This is a genomic window from Sorangiineae bacterium MSr11367, from assembly GCA_037157805.1.
Lineage (GTDB): Bacteria > Myxococcota_A > Polyangia > Polyangiales > Polyangiaceae > Pendulispora > Pendulispora rubella.
Map to the genome: position 1 here is coordinate 11234423 of CP089983.1, position 18165 is coordinate 11252587.

An 18165-nucleotide genomic window follows, 5' to 3' on the forward strand; every position below is an offset into this window, starting at 1 on the left:
GATCGGAGTATCCTCCCATGCGCGCGCTCGATCTCCCGACAACTCCATCCTTCCGACTCGACGGACGCCGGGCACTCGTCACTGGCGCTGGACGCGGCATCGGTCTCGCGGTCGCATCGGCATTCGCCGAAGCAGGGGCCGATGTCACGCTCTGTGCACGAAGTGCCGAGGAGATCGAGCGCGCAACCCGCGCTCTACGAAGCCGCGGATGGGCGGCATCGGCGCTCACGGCCGACGTGACCGACGTACCGGCGTTCCAAAACACCATCGCGTCCGCCGCGCCCTACGACATTTTCTTCAACAACGCGGGCCTCAATCGGCCAAAGCCTTTCGTCGAGGTGCCGCTCGACGACTTCGACGCCACCATGTCCCTCAATGTGCGTGCGGCGTTTTTCGCGGCACAAGCCGTTTCGCGCAAGCTCATCGAGATGAAACGGCCGGGCTCGATCATCAATATGTCGTCGCAAATGGGCCACGTCGGCGCAGCCAATCGCTCGCTCTATTGTGCTTCGAAATGGGCCGTCGAAGGCTTTTCGCGCGCCATGGCCATCGAGCTCGGACCATATGGCATTCGCGTCAATACGTTGTGCCCGACGTTCATCGAAACCTCGATGACGCGCCCCTTTTTGGTAGATGACGCATTCAGGGAAAATACCCTATCCAAGATCAAACTGGGACGACTCGGCACGGTCGAAGATCTGATGGGCGCCGCCGTCTTTCTCGCCTCCGACGCATCAGCGTTGATGACCGGCTCCGCGCTTCTCGTCGACGGCGGATGGACGGCAGAATAGAGCACGCAAGAATGGGTCAGTCGCATCGATTCGGGTTCGTGATGCCTTCAATCGAATCGAGCGCGCGGGACGCAACCGTCCCCCACGGCGTCGCCGTGTGATCGCGCGACGCGATTTCGTTCAACGCGGGAAGAGCTCTCCTGTCGCCCTGCTCTCCGAGCGCATAGGCAGCCGAATATCGCACCAACGGAGAACGGTCGTGAAGGGCAGCTATCAGGGCATCGACGATGTGCTCGCCCTTGACGTGCGCCAGGGCTTCGGCCGCATCGGCTCTCGTATCATCGTCTTCCGTCGAGTCTTGAAGCACCCTCATCACGGCGGCCGCGGACTCGGGCCGGGGCGAGCTCAGAATGCCCAAGGCATGGAGGGCCGCCAATCGAACTGGCTTGGAGCTATCTTGCTCGAGCGCTTTCAAGAGCACATCGACGGCCTTGCCTTGCGATACGAGACCGAGTCCCACGGCAGCCTCCTCGCGTAGTTGCTCGGAAGGGTCGGACATCAACGCTTCGAGCTCATCGTCCGCGGACTCGATGCCCAATCGCGCAAGCAGCCAACACGCGTCCAATCGCAACGACGTGCCGCGGTTGCGGTCGCACACGATACCCCGAAGGGCACTCTCGGAGACGCCGCCGGCGTTGACGACGGTCGTGATCGTCTTCTGCACTTGCGCCCGACCTTCCGCGGCGATGCTGAGTACCAAGGCGTCCAATTTTTCTTTGAACTCGCTATCGGGTTTCATCGCTTCGTACATCGACATGCAAGGTGTTTGGGGCGGCATCCGCGCGGCATCATGGCGTTGAACGCATGCTTCGCCGCGAGACAAGCGGCGTCTTCACTCGGAGCACTCATGGGAGGGCCATCGACGTATTGGCCATCGAACGGGCATGGAAACTCCGGTAACGCACTTGGTATTTGCAGCACGGCACTATGACCATAGCAGGTCCACTTTCCTCCTTTGTTCTTTTCTTTTTTATCCTTCTTTGCGGCCTCGTCCGCCTCCTTCTCCGCCTCTTTCGCGCCTTTCCCGGTCCCTTCCTTCGCCGCCTTCTCGGCCCCCTCTTTTTTTGCGACCTTCTCGGCCTCCAACGCCGCCTTCTCAGCCTCTTTTGCCCCCTTTTCGGCGAGTTTCTCGCCCTCTTTCACAGCATTCTTCAGGCCTTGTTCGATGGTCTCCTTGCCCGCCTTGCTGATGGCGGCTCGGGTAACTCGTATCCCCCGCTTCGTCAGGGTGACACCTTCACCGAAGATGGGCACCATCGCTGCAGCGGAGAGTCCAGCATTCGTCCAATCGCCCTCGATGAGGTAAATGCCGGCATTGATGCCATCGGGAATGGCTCCAAGAGCGGGAATCAATCCGGCGATGTCCAGCGCACCGTGGAGAATCTCCAGCGCGCTGTCCGGGATTACCGTGCAAGACTCCCCGGTGAGATTCGCGTCTTCGGAGACTCGGATGTCGCCATCGAGACAACAATTCGGATTCGTATTGTTCGTCCAAATCGTCAAATAATAATCGGCGGACGGCGGCAGGTTCTTCCAGATGCGTGTGCTCGAACGTTGCGGGTCGAACTCACACGTGCCGTAGTCGGGGTCGCGGAGGAGTCCCGATTGGCTCAAAGTGACGTTGTAAGGATGGCTGCGATGCGACGCACAACTCGAAGCCCCGTCTTCGGGGCCGTGCCAAAAGGCTTCGATACTTACTGCCAATCCTCCTTGCGACACCTTGAAATCACGCGATTTCAGTAAACGGCGGCAGATGTTCACCGTGCTCGAGAAAAGCTCTTTGCGCATCACCACGGGCCGAGAAGGCCCGGCTGGGGAATCACCCGCATAGGCATCGAGCAGCGCCTCGCTCGATTTGCCTTGCACGACGAGCTCCGCGACGGCATCCGCGTGTCGCTCGTATGCATCGTCCTCTTGCCCGACGCCGCCGTGCAGCTGCACGCCACCGCGTTGCTGAATCACGTGCGCGGCCTCGTGAGCCGCCGTGCGCAAACTCGGGTTCCCGGCAAACGCCACGTGATTTCCGGTGGCAAAGGCCTCCGCGCCCATGGCAGCGGCCCCCGCCGCGGCGGCCGAATCTCGATGTGCTCGGACCTGCGATACGTCGTGCCGCCCAAACGATCGCTGGATCTGCTCCAAGAAGGGCAACGACCCACTCGGTCCGCTCGTACCTCGCGCGGCCGCGGCATGGATTCGCGTGGGCCCGGCCTTCGGGCCCCTGTCGTCCGTCGGGAGCGCGCTAGCACGAAGGGCGGTGCGCTGAACGGAAAGCTGCTGCGTCGATTCTTCGTCGCAGGTCGGACACGGGCTGGCCCCTCCGCTGCACGCCGCACAGGCGCGCTGGACTGGCTGAACGTCGGATGGGACATTCGACTCTTGCTTGCGGAAGGTGAACGGAGTGCCATGGGCCGGCACCGCGGAGAAGTCGTGCGCGAAGCCTCGCCCAGCATATGGCTCGCCCCCCGGCACGGCCGACTCGGAATCCAAGGTGGCACGGCGAAGGTGCGCGGCGTTGGGCTCCCGAGCGACACGGCTCGCGACTGCGGGTGTCGACCTTTGCATGAGCATTCGGCCAGATGACATGGGGATGACCTTCCTCTTGCCGCTCGGGTTCGGCAATGCTCCACGATAAGCAAGTTCCGTACTTCATACTCGACATCGAAATATCCGAAAGTTGTTGGCGGTCCTGTTGCACACTGCAACGTGGGACGTTGCCGTTGCAACGGGATGGCGTCCTCGTGGTCGGCGGCAGCGGCAACCAGACAGCCCAAAACATAGGACGTATACGCCACTCGATCGATGGATCATTCGCGCATTTTTGCTAACACACCTCCATTTGTAGTGTATACATCGGATGTATACGGGACGTGCCTGAGGAGGTGGAGATGATCTGGAGCAACCTCGGAGTCGTGTTGGGCGTAGTGGCCGGTGGCGGGCTGTTGGCGGAATGCGGCGATGGCGGGAGCGCGGCGTCGGGGCCCGAGATTCGCCAGCCCGAGTCGCTCGAGGTTTCGGCATCGGCACGTCGGCCGCCGCGGCACTTCGGCCCCCCCGTGATGGGGTGGAATTCGTGGAACACGTTCGGCTGCAGCATCAACGAGAGCTTGATCAAGCAAGTCGCCGATGTGCTGGTTTCCAGCGGCATGCGCGATGCCGGATACGAATACGTGAGCCTCGACGATTGCTGGATGCAAAACCGTGATGAAGACGGCACCATCCTCGCGAATCCCACTACGTTCCCCAGTGGCATGAAGGCCCTCGCCGAATACGTGCACGGCAAAGGGCTCAAACTCGGTTTGTATTCGACGAATTACACATTGACCTGTGCCGGCCGTAGTACGAAGAATCCACGGCCCTGGTTGGTGGGGAGCCTCGGCCACGAGGAACAGGACGCGGCTACATACGCGTCTTGGGGGATCGATTATTTGAAATACGACAACTGCGACGGTCCTCACGACAGCTTCGTCGCCATGCACGATGCCATCGAGCGCATCGCCGCGAAAACGGGAAAGCGAATCTATCTGGATTTGCACTACGTCACACGGCCCGACGCCTTTTTGCACACCCCCGATGGTTGGCGTGCGACGGCGCTGGGGAACGCGGCGCGCATTGCATCCGACATCAAGAACGATTGGACCAGCGTCGCGCGCATCATCGACACCGCCCGCATCGCCGCCCCCGCGTACAACTTGCCGTGGTTTCACAACGACATGGATGCCCTGGAGGTGGGGCGTGGCGTATTGACCGCAGAGGAAGACCGCTCGCACGTCTCGATCTGGGCCATCATGTCCGCACCGCTCATTGCGGGAAATGACATTCGCACCCAATCGGCGGAGACTCTGGCATTGCTCACCAATCCGGAGGTCATTGCCATCGATCAGGATGCGTCGAACTTCGGTGCCTCCGAGATTGCAACGGCGAACGCGCCCGCGGAGACGCACATTCTGGCGAAACCCTTGAAGGAGCCGGGCGCGCGTGCCGTGGCTCTTCTCAATGAAGGCACCGCCCCTGCCGCCATGGCCGTGCGCTTTGCCGATTTGGGTCTCGACGAGGCGGAAAGCGTCCTCGTTCGCGACGTTTGGGCCCGTCAGGACGTCGGTAGTTTTCATTCATCGTACACGACGACCGTTCCCCCGCACGGGACCACATTGCTTCGAATCGTCGGCAAGGAGCCCGTCTTCGAGGGCATCGTGCCCCTTGGTTCCGTGCATTGGGCGCACGCTACATCCAATCGAATCGATACCGCCACGGGCATTTCGAACGTTGCCATCGACCGGGCACCGCCCTCGCCGGTGACCCCGCCTCCGCCTCCGGCCTCGATGTCCATCGCCGGGGTGAAGTATGCAAAGGGTTTCGGCATCCTCGGTGCGCCAACCCAACTCGCGTGGCGCACCAATCGACGGTGCTCCACCTTTACGAGCTACGTGGGCGTCGACGATGGCAGCAAAGCATGGGGGGCTGTGAGCTTCGAAGTATGGGGTGACGGCCGCCAGCTCTATGACAGCGGTATCATGCAACACGGCAACCCGGCGAAGCACATCACCGTCGACATCCGCGATGTCTCCATGCTGCGACTCATCGTCGTCGGACGAACCGGAGGTGAGATCAATGATCTCATCGGCCGTTCCGGTGGAAGCAGCGTCTTCGACGGCTCGGACTGGGCCGAACCCCAATTGAAATGCCACTCACGGTGACGTACCTCCGAGCACCAACCAGTTCGGAGTATCCATCCAGCCTTCTCGCACGACCAACATTCCGTGCTCGTGAATCAACGGCAGGTTCTTCACCTCACCGATCCCGAAATCTGAACCCTGCCAGAGTGGACCTGCATATTGTTTCTGCGTTCTTGTCACCATCGGCGTGATTGCATGTCATCAGCCAGATGTCCTGCGGAGTCCGCTCGCCCGAGAGAGAGATGATGCCGCCCGCCGATGCCCTCGCGATGGGAGGGTGGAGGCGCCGGGAATCGACCGTTCCTGTACGAGGCTTTGCGAGTACAGGAACGGCGATGACCTAGCGATGGGAAACGAAAAAGGCCCCGCAGGGGCCTTTTTCGCTGATCAGGGTGGAGGCGCCGGGAATCGACCGTCCCTGTACGAGGCTTTGCGAGTACAGGAACGGCGATGACCTAGCGATGGGAAACGAAAAAGGCCCCGCAGAGGCCTTTTTCGCTGATCAGGGTGGAGGCGCCGGGAATCGACCGTTCCTGTACGAGGCTTTGCGAGTACAGGAACGGCGATGACCTAGCGATGGGAAACGAAAAAGGCCCCGCAGAGGCCTTTTTCGCTGATCAGGGTGGAGGCGCCGGGAATCGACCGTTCCTGTACGAGGCTTTGCGAGTACAGGAACGGCGATGACCTAGCGATGGGAAACGAAAAAGGCCCCGCAGGGGCCTTTTTCGCTGATCAGGGTGGAGGCGCCGGGAATCGACCGTTCCTGTACGAGGCTTTGCGAGTACAGGAACGGCGATGACCTAGCGATGGGAAACGAAAAAGGCCCCGCAGGGGCCTTTTTCGCTGATCAGGGTGGAGGCGCCGGGAATCGAACCCGGGTCCGAAAATGGCACGCGACACGCTTCTACGTACGTAGCCGAGGTTTTAATTTGCTCCAGGGGACGCCCATCGGCAGGCTTCTCTTGGAGCTAGTCACCTGTTTGGTTTCGCCTTGGGCCCGGTAACCCGACACTTGGCTAGCCAGCTTGTTGACGCCCTTCCGAGGGCGCTGGCGGGCCCTTCGGTCGGACGGCTTCTACTGTTTTTTAGGCAGCGAGAGCGAGTGCGTTATCGTTCGCAACTAGACGTTCCGCGGATTTTTACGTGGATCAGCGGGCCACGGTACGCCGCAATGCCGTTGACATCTCCGTCGAAGCCGATCGCCCCCGAAATGAGGTACGTCGAGACCCGGCAAGATAGAGATGCGCGCCGCCGCGTCAAGAGCCTCGTTCGCCGGACGCCCCGCCGGGCGGCCCGTCATGCGGCGCGTGCAGGCCGACGACGTTGCCCTCGCTGTCGCTGAAAAGCGCGATGAAACCGGGATCGCCGATGTCCGTCTTCGGCAGGAGCACGTGCCCACGGGCCGGCTCGATGCGCGCGAGCACCTCGTCGAGCACCCCCGTGGCGTTCAAATACACCAGCGACCCATTCGGGCTCGGCGCCCGATGCCGGCTCAACGAAAGCGCCCCACCGGCTCCCTCCGCGTCCGACGGAAAAATCGCCAGCTCGAGGTCCTCGGTCGTCTCCCGCCTGAGCTCGATACGAAGCACCGCCTCGTAGAACTTCACCGCCCGCTCCAAATCGTTCACGGCAATCTCGAACCAGTTCACCGCGTTTTTCATGCGTCAAATGTGCGGTCCACCACCGACAGCCTTCTGTCAGCTTTCGTGCGCAGCGCATGCGCCCTTGGCGCACATGGCCCAAGCGCACTCGAGCCCTTCCCCGGAAGGCGGGCTGTGCTCTACCCTTTCGTCCTTGGCTACCGCCGCAGCAGCCCGACGACCCCGAGGCTATTCGGGCACCAATCATGAGACGATTGGCTCCGATATCCTCTCGGTGCTGCGAACCCTGTCTCTACCTGAACAGGTGCTCGGCGACGACGAAGTGCGGCGTCTCTCCGAGGTGAAACCCGATGGTTGGTACCCCATCGGATGGCTCCTCGAGCTCATGGAAAAGCTCGACGAACGGGTCGGCTACTACGGCCTCCTTCGTATGGGGCGCATGGTCTTCAGCCTCTCGCACGAGGAGCGCGTGCTCGCCTCGGCATCCTCCGCACGCGACATCCTCCACAGCTTCGACGCCATGTACCACCACGCGAACCGTGGAACGGGCATCGGCGGGTGGAAGGTCCTGCGCTTCGAGCCCGGCTATGCGGAGCTCGAAAAGAACACACCGCATCATTGCGTCATGGAGCAGGGCATCATCAAAGCCGCCTTGGCGGCCGTGGGTGCGCCCGCCCTCGTCTCGCAGCCAACCTGTTTTCGACAGGGCGCGGCGGTCTGCGTTTATACGATCACGTCGGTCATCGTCGACGAGCGCTGGTCGGGAAAGAGCTAACCTCTCCCAACGTCCGCGGGCGTGGAGCGCTGTGTCCCGGCGACCGCGCGGAACATTCCCCGCGGGACACGACCGCAGAACCCGCCACCGGCGAAATACCGATTATCGATCATGGCGCGGCGGCTGCAGTGCGCGACAGGCCGGAGGTCGTCATGCGCTTTCTGCGATCGTTGGGTGCGTTCTTTCGCAAAATAGGTGTCCTGTCGCGCGCCGCGGCATGGGCAACGGTACTTGGTATTCTCGAAACCGTCGGAACCGAACGAGGGAGGCGCGTGCTCGCCGTCGCGGCGTTCGTCCTTGGCGCCGGGGGCCTCATGCTTCTGCGCCCCATACGCTCGATTCCGCCGGGTGAAATCGGCGTTCGCGCCAACCGCCTCACCGGCGGCGTCTCCACGTTGCGCGAGGGATGGGCCTTCGACGTCCCGCTCTTGCACGAGTTGCGACTTTTCCCGCTTCGCGACCAGATTTACCGCTCCGAACGAAGCGCCCACGCCGATGCCGAGGCGCCCTTCCAAACCGTCGAAGGCCTCTCGATTGGCGTCGAAGTCTCGGTCCGATATGCGCTGGATCCCGCAAAGGTCGTCGCCGTCGCCGAGCGCCCCGCCGACGTCGGACGCGAGCTGGTCGAGCCCACCGTCGACGGCGTCCTGCACCGCACCTTCGCCAAGCACACCGTGCGCGAGATCTTTTCCGAAAAGCGCAGCGACATTCAAAAGGAGCTCGAGGACCAGCTCAAACCGCAACTGATCCCCGACGGCATCCTTCTGCGCTCGGTGTTCATCGGCGCGGTGGATCTTCCCAAGGAATACCGGGCCGGCCTGGAATCGATGCTCGCCGAAGAGCTCTCCTCCGAGAAAATGCGGTACACTTTGGAGCTCAAAGACAAGCAGGTCCGCGAGGCGGCGCTCGAGGCGGACGCCGACAAGGTCAAACGCGAGAAGGCCGCGGAGGCCGCCGGCCTGGAGGAAATCATCGCCGCCAAATCGCGCGCGGAAGCGATGAAACATGTGCTGCCCTTCAAGGAGAAGGAAATCGAGCAAAAGCGGCTCGAGGCAGAGGCTACGAAGGTGGCGCGGGTGAAGCAGGCCGAGGGCGAGGCCGATGCGCGGCGCATCGAGGCGGCGGGCGAGGCGGATTCACGCCGCAAGCTCGCCGAGGCCGAGGCCTTTCGCATCGATGCCACCGGCAAAGCGCAATCGGCGCAGCTGGAACGCGACTCGGCGCTCATCGCGAAGAATCCGCTTTTGATCCAGAAAACGGTGGCCGACAAGCTGTCGGACAAGGTGCAGGTCATCATCGCCCCGCCGCAGAGCGGATTCTTCGCCAACGGCCTCCTCGGGCAGCAGCCGCCGCCGTCGCAGGCCTCGGCCAAGGCCCCTAGCCAAGGACAGGAATAGCCATGATACTGCCGGCCCTCGCGCTCACCGTTGCCCTCGTCGTTCAGAATCAGGTGCCCTTGCGTGCGGCCTCCCACGCAAACGCACCGCGCCAAACCACGCTCGCCTCGGGCGATTGGCTCGAGGTGCGCGGGGAACGGCAAGGCTACCTCCAGGTGTACGATCATCGCCACGAGCGCGCGGGCTACGTGCATCCGTCGATGGTGCGCAGCTACACCGTCGAGGAAAGCACCGCCCCGAAGCTCGCCGCCCTCGTCGACTACCTGCGGGATGCGCCCGGACAAGAGTCGCTCGGCATCGGCTACGTCGCCTTGTACTTGCGGGCGGCGCCGGCGACGCAGGTCGGTGCCGACGCCTTCGATGCGCTGGGAACGATGGCCGAGCGGCTCGGCGTGCGCGCCTCCGAGCGTGTCGTCAAAACGGGTGACGCAGTACTGGCCGCGCAACTCGAGGCGGCGGAGAGCTACGGCGTGCACTTCGTCCGGTTCGAGCGCGAGGGGCAGACCCGCGTTTGCTACGACGGCGAAGCCTACCGACGCGTGCTCGCCCTGGGTGGAAGCGGGCGGGCACGCGTCCGTGCGGCGCTTGGATTGACCGATCCGGACTGCGCCGACCCTTCCCTCGGGGCCAGCGCCGCGCTCACCCTGGCGAAGTGGCGCGCGGGCGTGCTCGACACGGTGGACCCGACGAAGCTCGATGCGGGCGTCCCCGCGCACGAGCGCGCACGGCTACGACTGCGGCGCGCGGCGGTGCAGGCGGAGCTCGCGTATTCGGCGGCGCGCGCAGGCGAACGCGCGCTCGCGAAGCAAGCCAGCGATGCCGCGAAGCGCGAGTTTCTCACCGCCGATCGCACCGCCCTGGCGGACGAAGATCTCCTCGCGTACGACGAGGCCGCGCTGCGTGTGGCCACCGTGCGCTGGGCCGAGGAGTCGGCACCGGCCGCCAAAGGCCTGAGCGTGGAGCTCGCGGCGGGGGAGCCCGGGCAAACCTGCGTGCGCGTGAAAAAGGCGACGCAAAAGGAGCCCTTCCAGCATTGCACCTACGGCGTGGTGTGGCCTTCGTCGATCCGCGTGGCCCCGCACGAGACCGCGGTGGCCATGACCGTGCAGCCGCTTCCAGGATGGAGCGAATTGCTCGTGCTCCACGCCTCTCCAGGCGCGCCGGCCAACTGGATCGCCGACACCGTGACGCCGGCCACCGTCGATCCCGAGCTGGGGTACGTCGAGCTTGCGGGCTTCTCGGCCGACGGCGCGCGTCTTCTCCTCGTGCGCGAGTCGCGCGTGAGCGGGCCTGTCGGCGCGCCGCGAACCACGCCACCGCGCATCCAGCGAAGCTTCCAGGTCGTGGCAACCGACAGTCTCCGCGTCGAAAAGCAAGCCGCGAGCCTCGCCAATTTCCCCACGTTCCAGAAATGGAAGACCGCCGATTGGCAGCAGGGAACATTGGCGCTGCGATGATGTGGCGCATCGCACGATGACGACGTAAACTTACACTTCGCGATATTTTCGTGACCCTAACGACGAAAACGACTTTTGCGGGGTGCTTTCATGAAGAGGGGATCAACGTGGCTTATCGGCTTTCTTGCGGCTTGTGCAGCCACGCTTGTGCTCGCTCCAGGCTGCGGTAGCGACAACGAATCGAGTTTCAACGATCGAACCCAAGACGGCGGATTGGGCGACGAGAACCACGGCGGCAACTTCGGCGAGGGCGGACAGCCCGGCACGGACGCACGGCCGTGCACCGGTTTGTGCCAGCAGCAGGTGCAATGCCCGAACGGGGGCGACACCACGGTGACCGGCATCGTCTACGATCCTGCCGGCAAGGTTCCTCTCTACAACGTCGTCGTGTACGTGCCCAACGCGCCGGTGGAGCCGATCCAAACGGGCGCCTCGTGCGATCGATGCGATGGAAAGCTCTATTCGGGCAACCCGCTCACCGGCGTCCAGACCAATGCCAAGGGTGAATTCAAGATTCCCAACATGCCCGTCGGCAAGGACATCCCGCTGGTGATCCAGCTGGGCAAGTGGCGGCGCGAGATCAAGATTCCGCTGGTCTCGGCCTGCACGAACACCGCCCTCGCGGACAAGAATCAAACGCGTCTGCCGCGCACCCGGGCGGAGGGGAACATCCCGCTCATGGCCATCACCACGGGTGGGGCGGACTCCATGGAGTGCCTGCCGCTGCGCATGGGCATCGACATCAGCGAGTTCACCAGCAAGGGAGGCGAAGGCCGCGTCCACCTTTACAAAGGCGAAGACCTCCTCGAGGAAGAGGATCCGGACGAGCGCGCCTATTCCACCTCGGGTTTCCGCGCGGGATTCGGAGACGGCAAGGCCTTCCCGAAGTCGACGGACCTATGGAACACGGTGGATGCGCTCAAGAAGTACGACATGGTGATTCTCTCGTGCGAGGGCGGCCGAAATACGAAGAGCAAGCCACCGGCCGCACGCCAAGCGCTCTACGACTACGAGTCGATGGGCGGCCGCGTCTTCGCCTCGCACTGGCACGAGTACTTCTTCAGCGAGGGTCCCGACGCGGTGAAGAAGACGGGCGGGTGGAACTTCGAGGCGCCGGAGGTGGAAGGCAAGACGCACATGTCCACGATCCGCACCGACTTCCCCAAGGGTGCGGCCTTCGCCGACTGGCTGCAAAACGTGAAGGCGACCACGACGAAAGGGCAGCTCGCCATCAAAGACGCGCGTGCGGTGCTCGCCTCCGTCAAACCGGTGGCCACGGAATGGAGCGAGGTGCCGCACTACCCCGACGCAGCCAAGACGAGCGACCCTGCAGCCGTCCAGCTCATGTCCTACAACGCGCCCATCGGCGCCACGGACGACCAAGTCTGCGGCCGCGCGGTCTTCACCGACATGCACGTCTCCTCCGGCGCCACGCAAGACATCGCCGGCAAACAGGGCACGCAGTTCCCCGCGGGTTGCCAGGGCTTCGGCAAACCGGGTAGCTTCACCAGCGTCGATCTGTCCCCGCAGGAAAAGGCCCTGGAGTTCATGCTCTTCGACCTATCGTCGTGCATCTCCAACGACCACGAGCCTCCGCCGCCGATCATCGTGCACTGAGCTGAAGCGCTGAACATCGCCCGCAACGGAGGCAGCGACGTGGCCGAACGAATGGGTATGAAATCCGCGCCCCTTCTTGGTCTCGTGCTGCTTCCAGCGCTTGCAGCGTGTGGTTCGTCCCCGCCCGCTGCACCGGCTCCGAGCGTCGCAAGCGCGGCGCCGCCCATCACCGCCCCCGCCCCCAAGGCCGACACCAAGGTCATCCGTCGGAGCGTCACCGTGCTCTCGCGCAAGGCGGGAGGCAACGTCATCACGACGCACTCCGACGGAAGTGCGGAGTTTGCGTACCAGTACATCAACAACGGGCGCGGCCCCAAAGTCGACGGGCACTGGAAAGTCGCGGCGGATGGCACCCTGGCCTCGTTCGAGGCCAAGGGCACGCACACCCAAAAGAATCCCATCGACGAATCCTTTTCCATCGAGACCCGCGGGGGAAAGACACGCGCCCGGTGGAAGAGCGTCGAGGAACAGGGCGAAAAGGAATTCACGGGCCCCGCGTTCTACATCCCCATTGCGCCGGTGCCCGAAGTCACGGAGCTCCTCTTCGCGGCGCTGCAGAAACACGGCGGCAAGCTGGCGCTTCTGCCCGAAGGCGAGGCACGGCTCGAACGCTTCGGGACCGCCACGGTGCGCGCCGGCGATCAAGAAAAGCGCCTCGTGGCCTGGGGTATCTCTGGGCTCGACTTCCTTCCGCAGTATCTCTGGGCAGAGGAAGACGGCACGTTGTTCGGTTTCGCCGGTACGTGGTGGTGGTACTTCCCCGAGGGTTGGGAAGGCGCGAACGACACGCTGGTGGCGGCCGAAAAAACGTTCGACGCCAAGAGGGAGACCGACCAAGTCGCGCGATTCGCGCACCGGCCACCGGCCGAGGGAATCGTGTTCCAGCACGCTCGGGTGCTGGACGTCGCGAAGAAGCGTTGGCTGCCCGATCATGCCGTGACGGTGGTTGGCGGTAAAATCGTGGCATTCGGCCCGTCGAAGGGCGCGAAGGTCCCCAAAGGGGCCGAGGTGGTCGACCTCACGGGGAAGGCTCTCGCGCCAGGCCTCTGGGAGATGCACGCCCATCTGGGCCGAGAAGAGGGCATGCTGGACATCGCCGCCGGCGTCACCACGGCGAGAGATCTCGGCAACGATCCGGACTTCGTCGATGAACTGAAGAAGCACTTCGACGAGGGCACCGCCGTGGGACCGCACGTGCTGCGTTCCGGCTTCATCGAAGGCCGCGGTGCGGGTGCGGCCGGTTCGAAAATCACGGCCACGACCGAGGAAGAAGCCAAGGCCGCCGTCGACTTCTATGCCAAGCGCGGTTGGGAAGGCATCAAGATCTACAATTCGATCAAGCCCGAGCTCGTGCCGCTCCTGACGCGACGGGCGCACGAAAAGAAGATGCGCGTGAGCGGCCACATCCCCGCGTTCATGCGCGCCGAAGACGCCGTCCGCGCGGGGTATGACGAGATTCAGCATATGAACATGCTGTTTCTGAACTTCTTCGTCGAGAAGGACACGGACACGCGAAGCCTATTGCGATTTACGCTGGTCGCCGACAAAGCGCCCTCGTTCGATATCGCTTCGAAACCGGCCCAAGACTTCATCAAGTTGCTGCGCGAGCGGAAGACGGTGGTCGATCCCACGTTGAACGTGTTCGAGGAGCAGTTCCTCGGTCGTCCGGGGCAAATTGTGCCCAGCTATACATCGCTCGTTGAACGGCTGCCGTTGCAGGTTCAGCGCGGATACCTCACCAGAGGCCTGAAGGTCCCCGAGGGCAAGGACGAGCATTACAAGCAAGCGTTCGGCAAGATGCTTCAGATGGCCAAGGCGCTGCACGATGCCGGCGTCCCCATCGTCGCGGGCACGGACGCGGGCGGCGGGCTCCATCTGCACCACGAGCTCGCCCTTTACACGCGGGCGGGCATTCCGACGGGCGATGTCCTTCAATTGGCCACCCTGGGCTCGGCGCGGGTGATGGGGCGCGACAAGACGTCGGGCTCCATCGCCGTGGGCAAGGATGCGGACTTCTTCGTCGTCGACGGCGATCCGCTGGAGCGCATCGAAGACCTTCGCAAGATCACGACCACCGTGCGCGCGGGTGTGGTGTACCCCGCTGGCGACCTTCACGAGGCCATGGGTGTGAAGCGCTGATTCCCTCGCGCAAGAAGTGCGCGTCGCAGAAGTGAAAGCTGCGATTTCACTTCTTCAAGGATTCGAGCCGGGCTCGATCGGAAATCGCCGAGAAAACCGAAGGTTGGACGCTGGCACAACCCTCGCAATCTCTTCCCGTGACACCGCGTTGATGGCTCTCCCCCCCCGGGCCTTGCGCGGTGTCTTTCTTTTGTGCGCGCCAGTCAGGCCTGCAGCACGCGGCGGATCTCGTCGGGGAGGTGAACGTCCGCGATGCCGAGGACGTCGACCATGAGACGCAGGCGGGTGCGTTCTTCGTCGGTGATGATGCCGTCCGCGGCAAAGCCGGCGAATTGCTCCTGCAGGAAATGAAGGAGCAGGCCGTCGACCCGTGAGGCCGCGAGGCCGCCGGTGGCGACCTCCGTCCATAAGGTGACACGCTCGTCGTCCGTGATGATGCCGTCCTCGAAGATCTGCGAGAGCATGTGCATGAATCGGGCTTCGATGGGCGAGGTGTCGCGCGCGATCGCATCCATGGTGGGGAACCTTCCTTTGGTCTGAGTCACCCTTCGACCGCGGAGGATGGCGCGTTGCGTACAAAAAGCTGAGGGCCGGCGCTGGGCGACGTTGGTACGGCGAACGTCAACCGTGGGCGTGCGCCCCAGGTCCCGCTTGCGGGGCTGTTCCTGAAGGCGGAACGTCGTCACGGGCGGGCGGCGAAACGAGCTCGCACTCCTCCCAGCGGGAAAGCGCAAATCGGAGGGCGCGCAGATCGGCCCCGTCGGTCGAGAGCACTTCGCGGGCGGCTTCCGCCAGCCGCCGCGCGACGGTTTCTTTTCGATCCGTCATGCTCTTCATTTCGACCTCGCCACCCCGAAGTTGCGGCGAGTCCGTCGCCCCGAGTTACATCACGAAATCCTAGAACTCGTGAATGCCGCCGGGAACTTTGTTGCGACCTTCTTCCACACGGCGGTTCCACGTGTCGCCCGTGGGTGCGGAGGTTTGCTCCATGGTGATGCACCCCGGCACGGGGCAGACCAAGGCGCACAGGTTGCAGCCGACGCACTCGGGCTCGTCGACCCAGGGAACGCGATCGCCCGCAACGGCGCCGATGACCTGCGGCCGCGGCGCCTTCGCGATGGCATGCGGGGCGTGGGCGTGCGGCGGGCGCGCTCGATCTTCGGTGCCCGTGAAAATGCACTGGTGTGCACCGTCGTGGCAGGCCGAGACGCAGAGCTGACAACCGATGCACTTGTTGGAATCGATGCGCGCGACGATTTGGTACCCGAGGTCGAGCTCTCCCCACTCGCGGAATTGCCGCACGGCGCGACCGCGAAGATCGTTCACGCTCTTCATGCCGTGCTCGTCGAGGTAGTTGCTCAGGCCATCGATCATGTCCTCGACGATGCGGAAGCCGTAGTGCATCACCGCGGTGCAGACTTGCACGCTGGTGCAACCGAGGGCGATGAACTCCGCAGCATCGCGCCAATTGGAGATGCCTCCAATACCGCTCAGCGGAATGCCGATGCGCGGATCGCGTGCCAAGGAGGCCACCATGTGCAGCGCAATCGGCTTCACCGCGGGGCCGCAGTAGCCGCCGTTGGTCGAGTCCATGCCGACGCGCGGCTCGGGCACCATGCGATCCAGATCGACCGAGATGATGCTCTTGAACGTGTTGACCAGCGACAGGCCGTCGGCGCCACCACGCACGCCCGCGCGCCCCGGCTCCAGAATGTCGCCCACGTTCGGCGTGAGCTTCACCAGCACCGGCGTCTTGGCGAACTCCTTCGCCCACGAGGTGATCTCCTCGAGCAACCGCGGCTCCTGCCCGACGGACGACCCCATGCCGCGTTCGCACATGCCGTGCGGACAGCCGAAGTTCAACTCGAGCCCGTCCGCGCCCGCATCCTCGCAGCGGCGAATGAGCACGCGCCAGTCGTCACGCGTCTCGGTCATCACCGAGACGACGACCGCGTGCTTCGGGTAGCGCTTTTTGACCTCGCGCACCTCGCGCAGGTTGTCCTCGAGCGGGCGATCCGAGATGAGCTCGATGTTGGTGAAGCCCATCACCTTTTGCCCGCCGTAATCGAGCGCGCCGAAGCGGCTGGAGACGTTCACGATGGGATCGCCCAAGGTCTTCCAGACCGCGCCGCCCCACCCTGCGTCGAAGGCGCGCATGATCTGTTCGCCGCTGTTCGCCGGCGGTGCGGAGGCAAGCCAGAACGGATTCGGGCTCTTGATGCCCGCGAAATCGATGCTCAAATCGGCCATGGCTTGCTACGAGCTCCACAATTGGTCGAGGTGGCGCGCCGTGTTTCGGCCGTCGGCCACCGCATTCACCACTTCTTTGCCGCCGTTGATGCAGTCGCCGCCGCTGAACACCTTCGCGTGGCCGGTGGCACCGTTGTTCGGGTCGGCCACGATGCAGCCCTTGGCATCGAGCGCGACCCCAGGAAACTCCGCGGCAATGGCATGCATCTTCGACTGCCCGATGGCCAAGGCCACCGTGTCACAGGGAATAATCTCCTCCAACTGGGCACCATTGGTGCCCCCTCCCCCTCCGGGGGAGGGTTGGGGAGGGGGAGCCATCCGCCGTACCCGGAGTCCCGTAAGCTTACCTTGCGCATCGCGCTCGAACGCCACCGGGGTCGCGTGGGTGACGAGACGCACGCCTTCCTTGCGCGCCCCCTCGAGCTCGTGCGCGTAGCCGCTCATCGACGCGACGTCGCGCCGGTACACCATGCTGACCTCCGCGGCGCCGAGCAGGGCACACTCGCGTGCGACGTCGAGGGCGGTGTTGCCGCCGCCGATGACCAGCACGCGCCCCAATTTCGTCGCGCCGACGGCAGCGAGTTTCATCGTCTCGATCCACGCGGTGGCGCCAAACACGCCAGGGCCGTCTTCGCCCGGGATGCGCAGCTTGGTGTCCTCCCCGAGGCCGACGCCGATGTACACCGCATCGTAATCCTTCAACAGGTCTTCACCGCGGACGTCTTTGCCGACCTCCACGCCAGTGCGAACCTCGACGCCGAGCTGCTCGAGCCATTCGACCTCGTGCAGCGAATCTTCCACGTGAAGCTTGTACGGAGCGATGCCCGTCGTATTGAGCCCGCCCGCGAAGGCGCGCTTCTCGAAGATCACCGCCTGGTGCCCTTCCAGCGCGAGGTACCCTGCGCAAGAAAGCGACGCCGGCCCCGCGCCAATGAGCGCCACCTTGCGGCGCGAAGGCGCCTTTGGCGTGAACAGCACCGGTTTACCGGGTGCCGTCGCCTGCTCCGTCGCATACCGCTGCAAACGGCCAATGGCGATCGGCTCGCGATGCCATGCGTTGTATACGCATGAGCCGACGCACAAGACTTCCACCGGGCATACGCGAGAGCACGAATACCCAAGCAGGTTTTGCTCGAATATCGTCTTCGCGCTGCCGCGGACGTTGTCGCTCGCGATCTTCTTGATGAAGGTCGGGATGTCGATCTCGGTCGGACACGCTTTGATGCATGGCGCATCTTGGCAATAGAGACAGCGGTCCGCTTCAGCTTTGGCCTCGGCGGGCGTCATCGTGGGCTTTTTGTCGAGCAATTCGAGCTCGACGCGGTTCTTGGGAAGCCGCGTCCTCGCTTCGCCCGGGCCCTCACCTGCCCGCGCCCCATTCGAATTTTCCAGACCGTGGACGGTGGAATGATTCACATCTTCGGAAACGGAATTCACGTATTTCTACTCCGTCAAAAGAGAAACC

The 18165-nt window shown here is 63.8% G+C and carries 14 protein-coding genes and 1 other RNA gene; 7 read left to right on the forward strand and 8 right to left on the reverse strand.

The features are described from left to right. Positions 1 to 17: 17 nt before the first annotated feature. Positions 18 to 791: an SDR family oxidoreductase gene (locus LVJ94_43585; protein WXB03776.1), complete on the forward strand. Its 774-nt coding sequence runs from the start codon at positions 18 to 20 to the stop codon at positions 789 to 791. A gap of 16 nt (positions 792 to 807) precedes the next feature. On the opposite strand, the gene LVJ94_43590 is transcribed toward LVJ94_43585, so the two are convergent. Together LVJ94_43590 and LVJ94_43595 are read right to left on the reverse strand one after the other, a co-directional pair. Continuing rightward, complete coding sequence (locus LVJ94_43590; protein ID WXB03777.1) at positions 808 to 1530, reverse strand: HEAT repeat domain-containing protein; 723 nt, start codon at positions 1528 to 1530, stop codon at positions 808 to 810. Beyond that, complete coding sequence (locus tag LVJ94_43595) at positions 1527 to 3374, reverse strand: DUF4157 domain-containing protein (GenBank protein WXB03778.1); 1848 nt, start codon at positions 3372 to 3374, stop codon at positions 1527 to 1529. The genes LVJ94_43590 and LVJ94_43595 overlap by 4 nt, the downstream gene beginning before the upstream one ends. Positions 3375 to 3676: 302 nt before the next feature. Here LVJ94_43595 and LVJ94_43600 point away from each other — a divergent pair, with 302 nt between their 5' ends. Continuing rightward, positions 3677 to 5485: an NPCBM/NEW2 domain-containing protein gene (locus LVJ94_43600; protein ID WXB03779.1), complete on the forward strand. Its 1809-nt coding sequence runs from the start codon at positions 3677 to 3679 to the stop codon at positions 5483 to 5485. An 829-nt stretch (positions 5486 to 6314) separates the two neighbouring features. Here LVJ94_43600 and ssrA read toward each other — a convergent pair. Together ssrA and LVJ94_43610 are read right to left on the reverse strand one after the other, a co-directional pair. Then, positions 6315 to 6671, reverse strand: a transfer-messenger RNA (tmRNA) gene (gene ssrA / locus LVJ94_43605). A 49-nt stretch (positions 6672 to 6720) separates the two neighbouring features. After that, entirely contained in the window at positions 6721 to 7125 is a 405-nt protein-coding gene (locus LVJ94_43610) for a VOC family protein (GenBank protein ID WXB03780.1), read from the reverse strand. Positions 7126 to 7258: 133 nt separating this feature from the next. Here LVJ94_43610 and LVJ94_43615 point away from each other — a divergent pair, with 133 nt between their 5' ends. The 5 genes from LVJ94_43615 (at position 7259) to LVJ94_43635 (ending at position 14450) form a co-directional block, all read left to right on the forward strand. Continuing rightward, positions 7259 to 7840, forward strand: a complete 582-nt coding sequence (locus LVJ94_43615) for a hypothetical protein (protein ID WXB03781.1) — start codon at positions 7259 to 7261, stop codon at positions 7838 to 7840. Between the two features lie 152 nt (positions 7841 to 7992). Then, positions 7993 to 9237 carry a prohibitin family protein gene (locus LVJ94_43620; GenBank protein ID WXB03782.1) on the forward strand — a complete coding sequence of 415 codons (1245 nt, stop codon included), beginning with the start codon at positions 7993 to 7995 and terminating at the stop codon, positions 9235 to 9237. A 2-nt stretch (positions 9238 to 9239) separates the two neighbouring features. After that, positions 9240 to 10694, forward strand: coding sequence for a hypothetical protein (locus tag LVJ94_43625; GenBank protein WXB03783.1), 1455 nt, complete (start codon positions 9240 to 9242; stop codon positions 10692 to 10694). Positions 10695 to 10784: 90 nt separating this feature from the next. After that, positions 10785 to 12311, forward strand: a complete 1527-nt coding sequence (locus LVJ94_43630) for a carboxypeptidase-like regulatory domain-containing protein (protein WXB03784.1) — start codon at positions 10785 to 10787, stop codon at positions 12309 to 12311. Between the two features lie 57 nt (positions 12312 to 12368). Then, on the forward strand, positions 12369 to 14450 hold the full coding sequence (locus tag LVJ94_43635) for an amidohydrolase family protein (GenBank protein ID WXB03785.1): 2082 nt from the start codon (positions 12369 to 12371) through the stop codon (positions 14448 to 14450). 203 nt (positions 14451 to 14653) lie between these two features. Here the strand turns inward: LVJ94_43635 and LVJ94_43640 are convergent, their stop codons facing one another. From LVJ94_43640 to LVJ94_43655, 4 genes are all read right to left on the reverse strand, one after another. After that, on the reverse strand, positions 14654 to 14965 hold the full coding sequence (locus tag LVJ94_43640) for a hypothetical protein (GenBank protein ID WXB03786.1): 312 nt from the start codon (positions 14963 to 14965) through the stop codon (positions 14654 to 14656). 106 nt (positions 14966 to 15071) lie between these two features. Next, positions 15072 to 15278, reverse strand: coding sequence for a hypothetical protein (locus tag LVJ94_43645; GenBank protein ID WXB03787.1), 207 nt, complete (start codon positions 15276 to 15278; stop codon positions 15072 to 15074). A gap of 69 nt (positions 15279 to 15347) precedes the next feature. After that, complete coding sequence (gene preA / locus LVJ94_43650) at positions 15348 to 16700, reverse strand: NAD-dependent dihydropyrimidine dehydrogenase subunit PreA (GenBank protein ID WXB03788.1); 1353 nt, start codon at positions 16698 to 16700, stop codon at positions 15348 to 15350. 6 nt (positions 16701 to 16706) lie between these two features. Continuing rightward, on the reverse strand, positions 16707 to 18137 hold the full coding sequence (locus LVJ94_43655; GenBank protein WXB03789.1) for an FAD-dependent oxidoreductase: 1431 nt from the start codon (positions 18135 to 18137) through the stop codon (positions 16707 to 16709). Positions 18138 to 18165 lie beyond the last annotated feature (28 nt).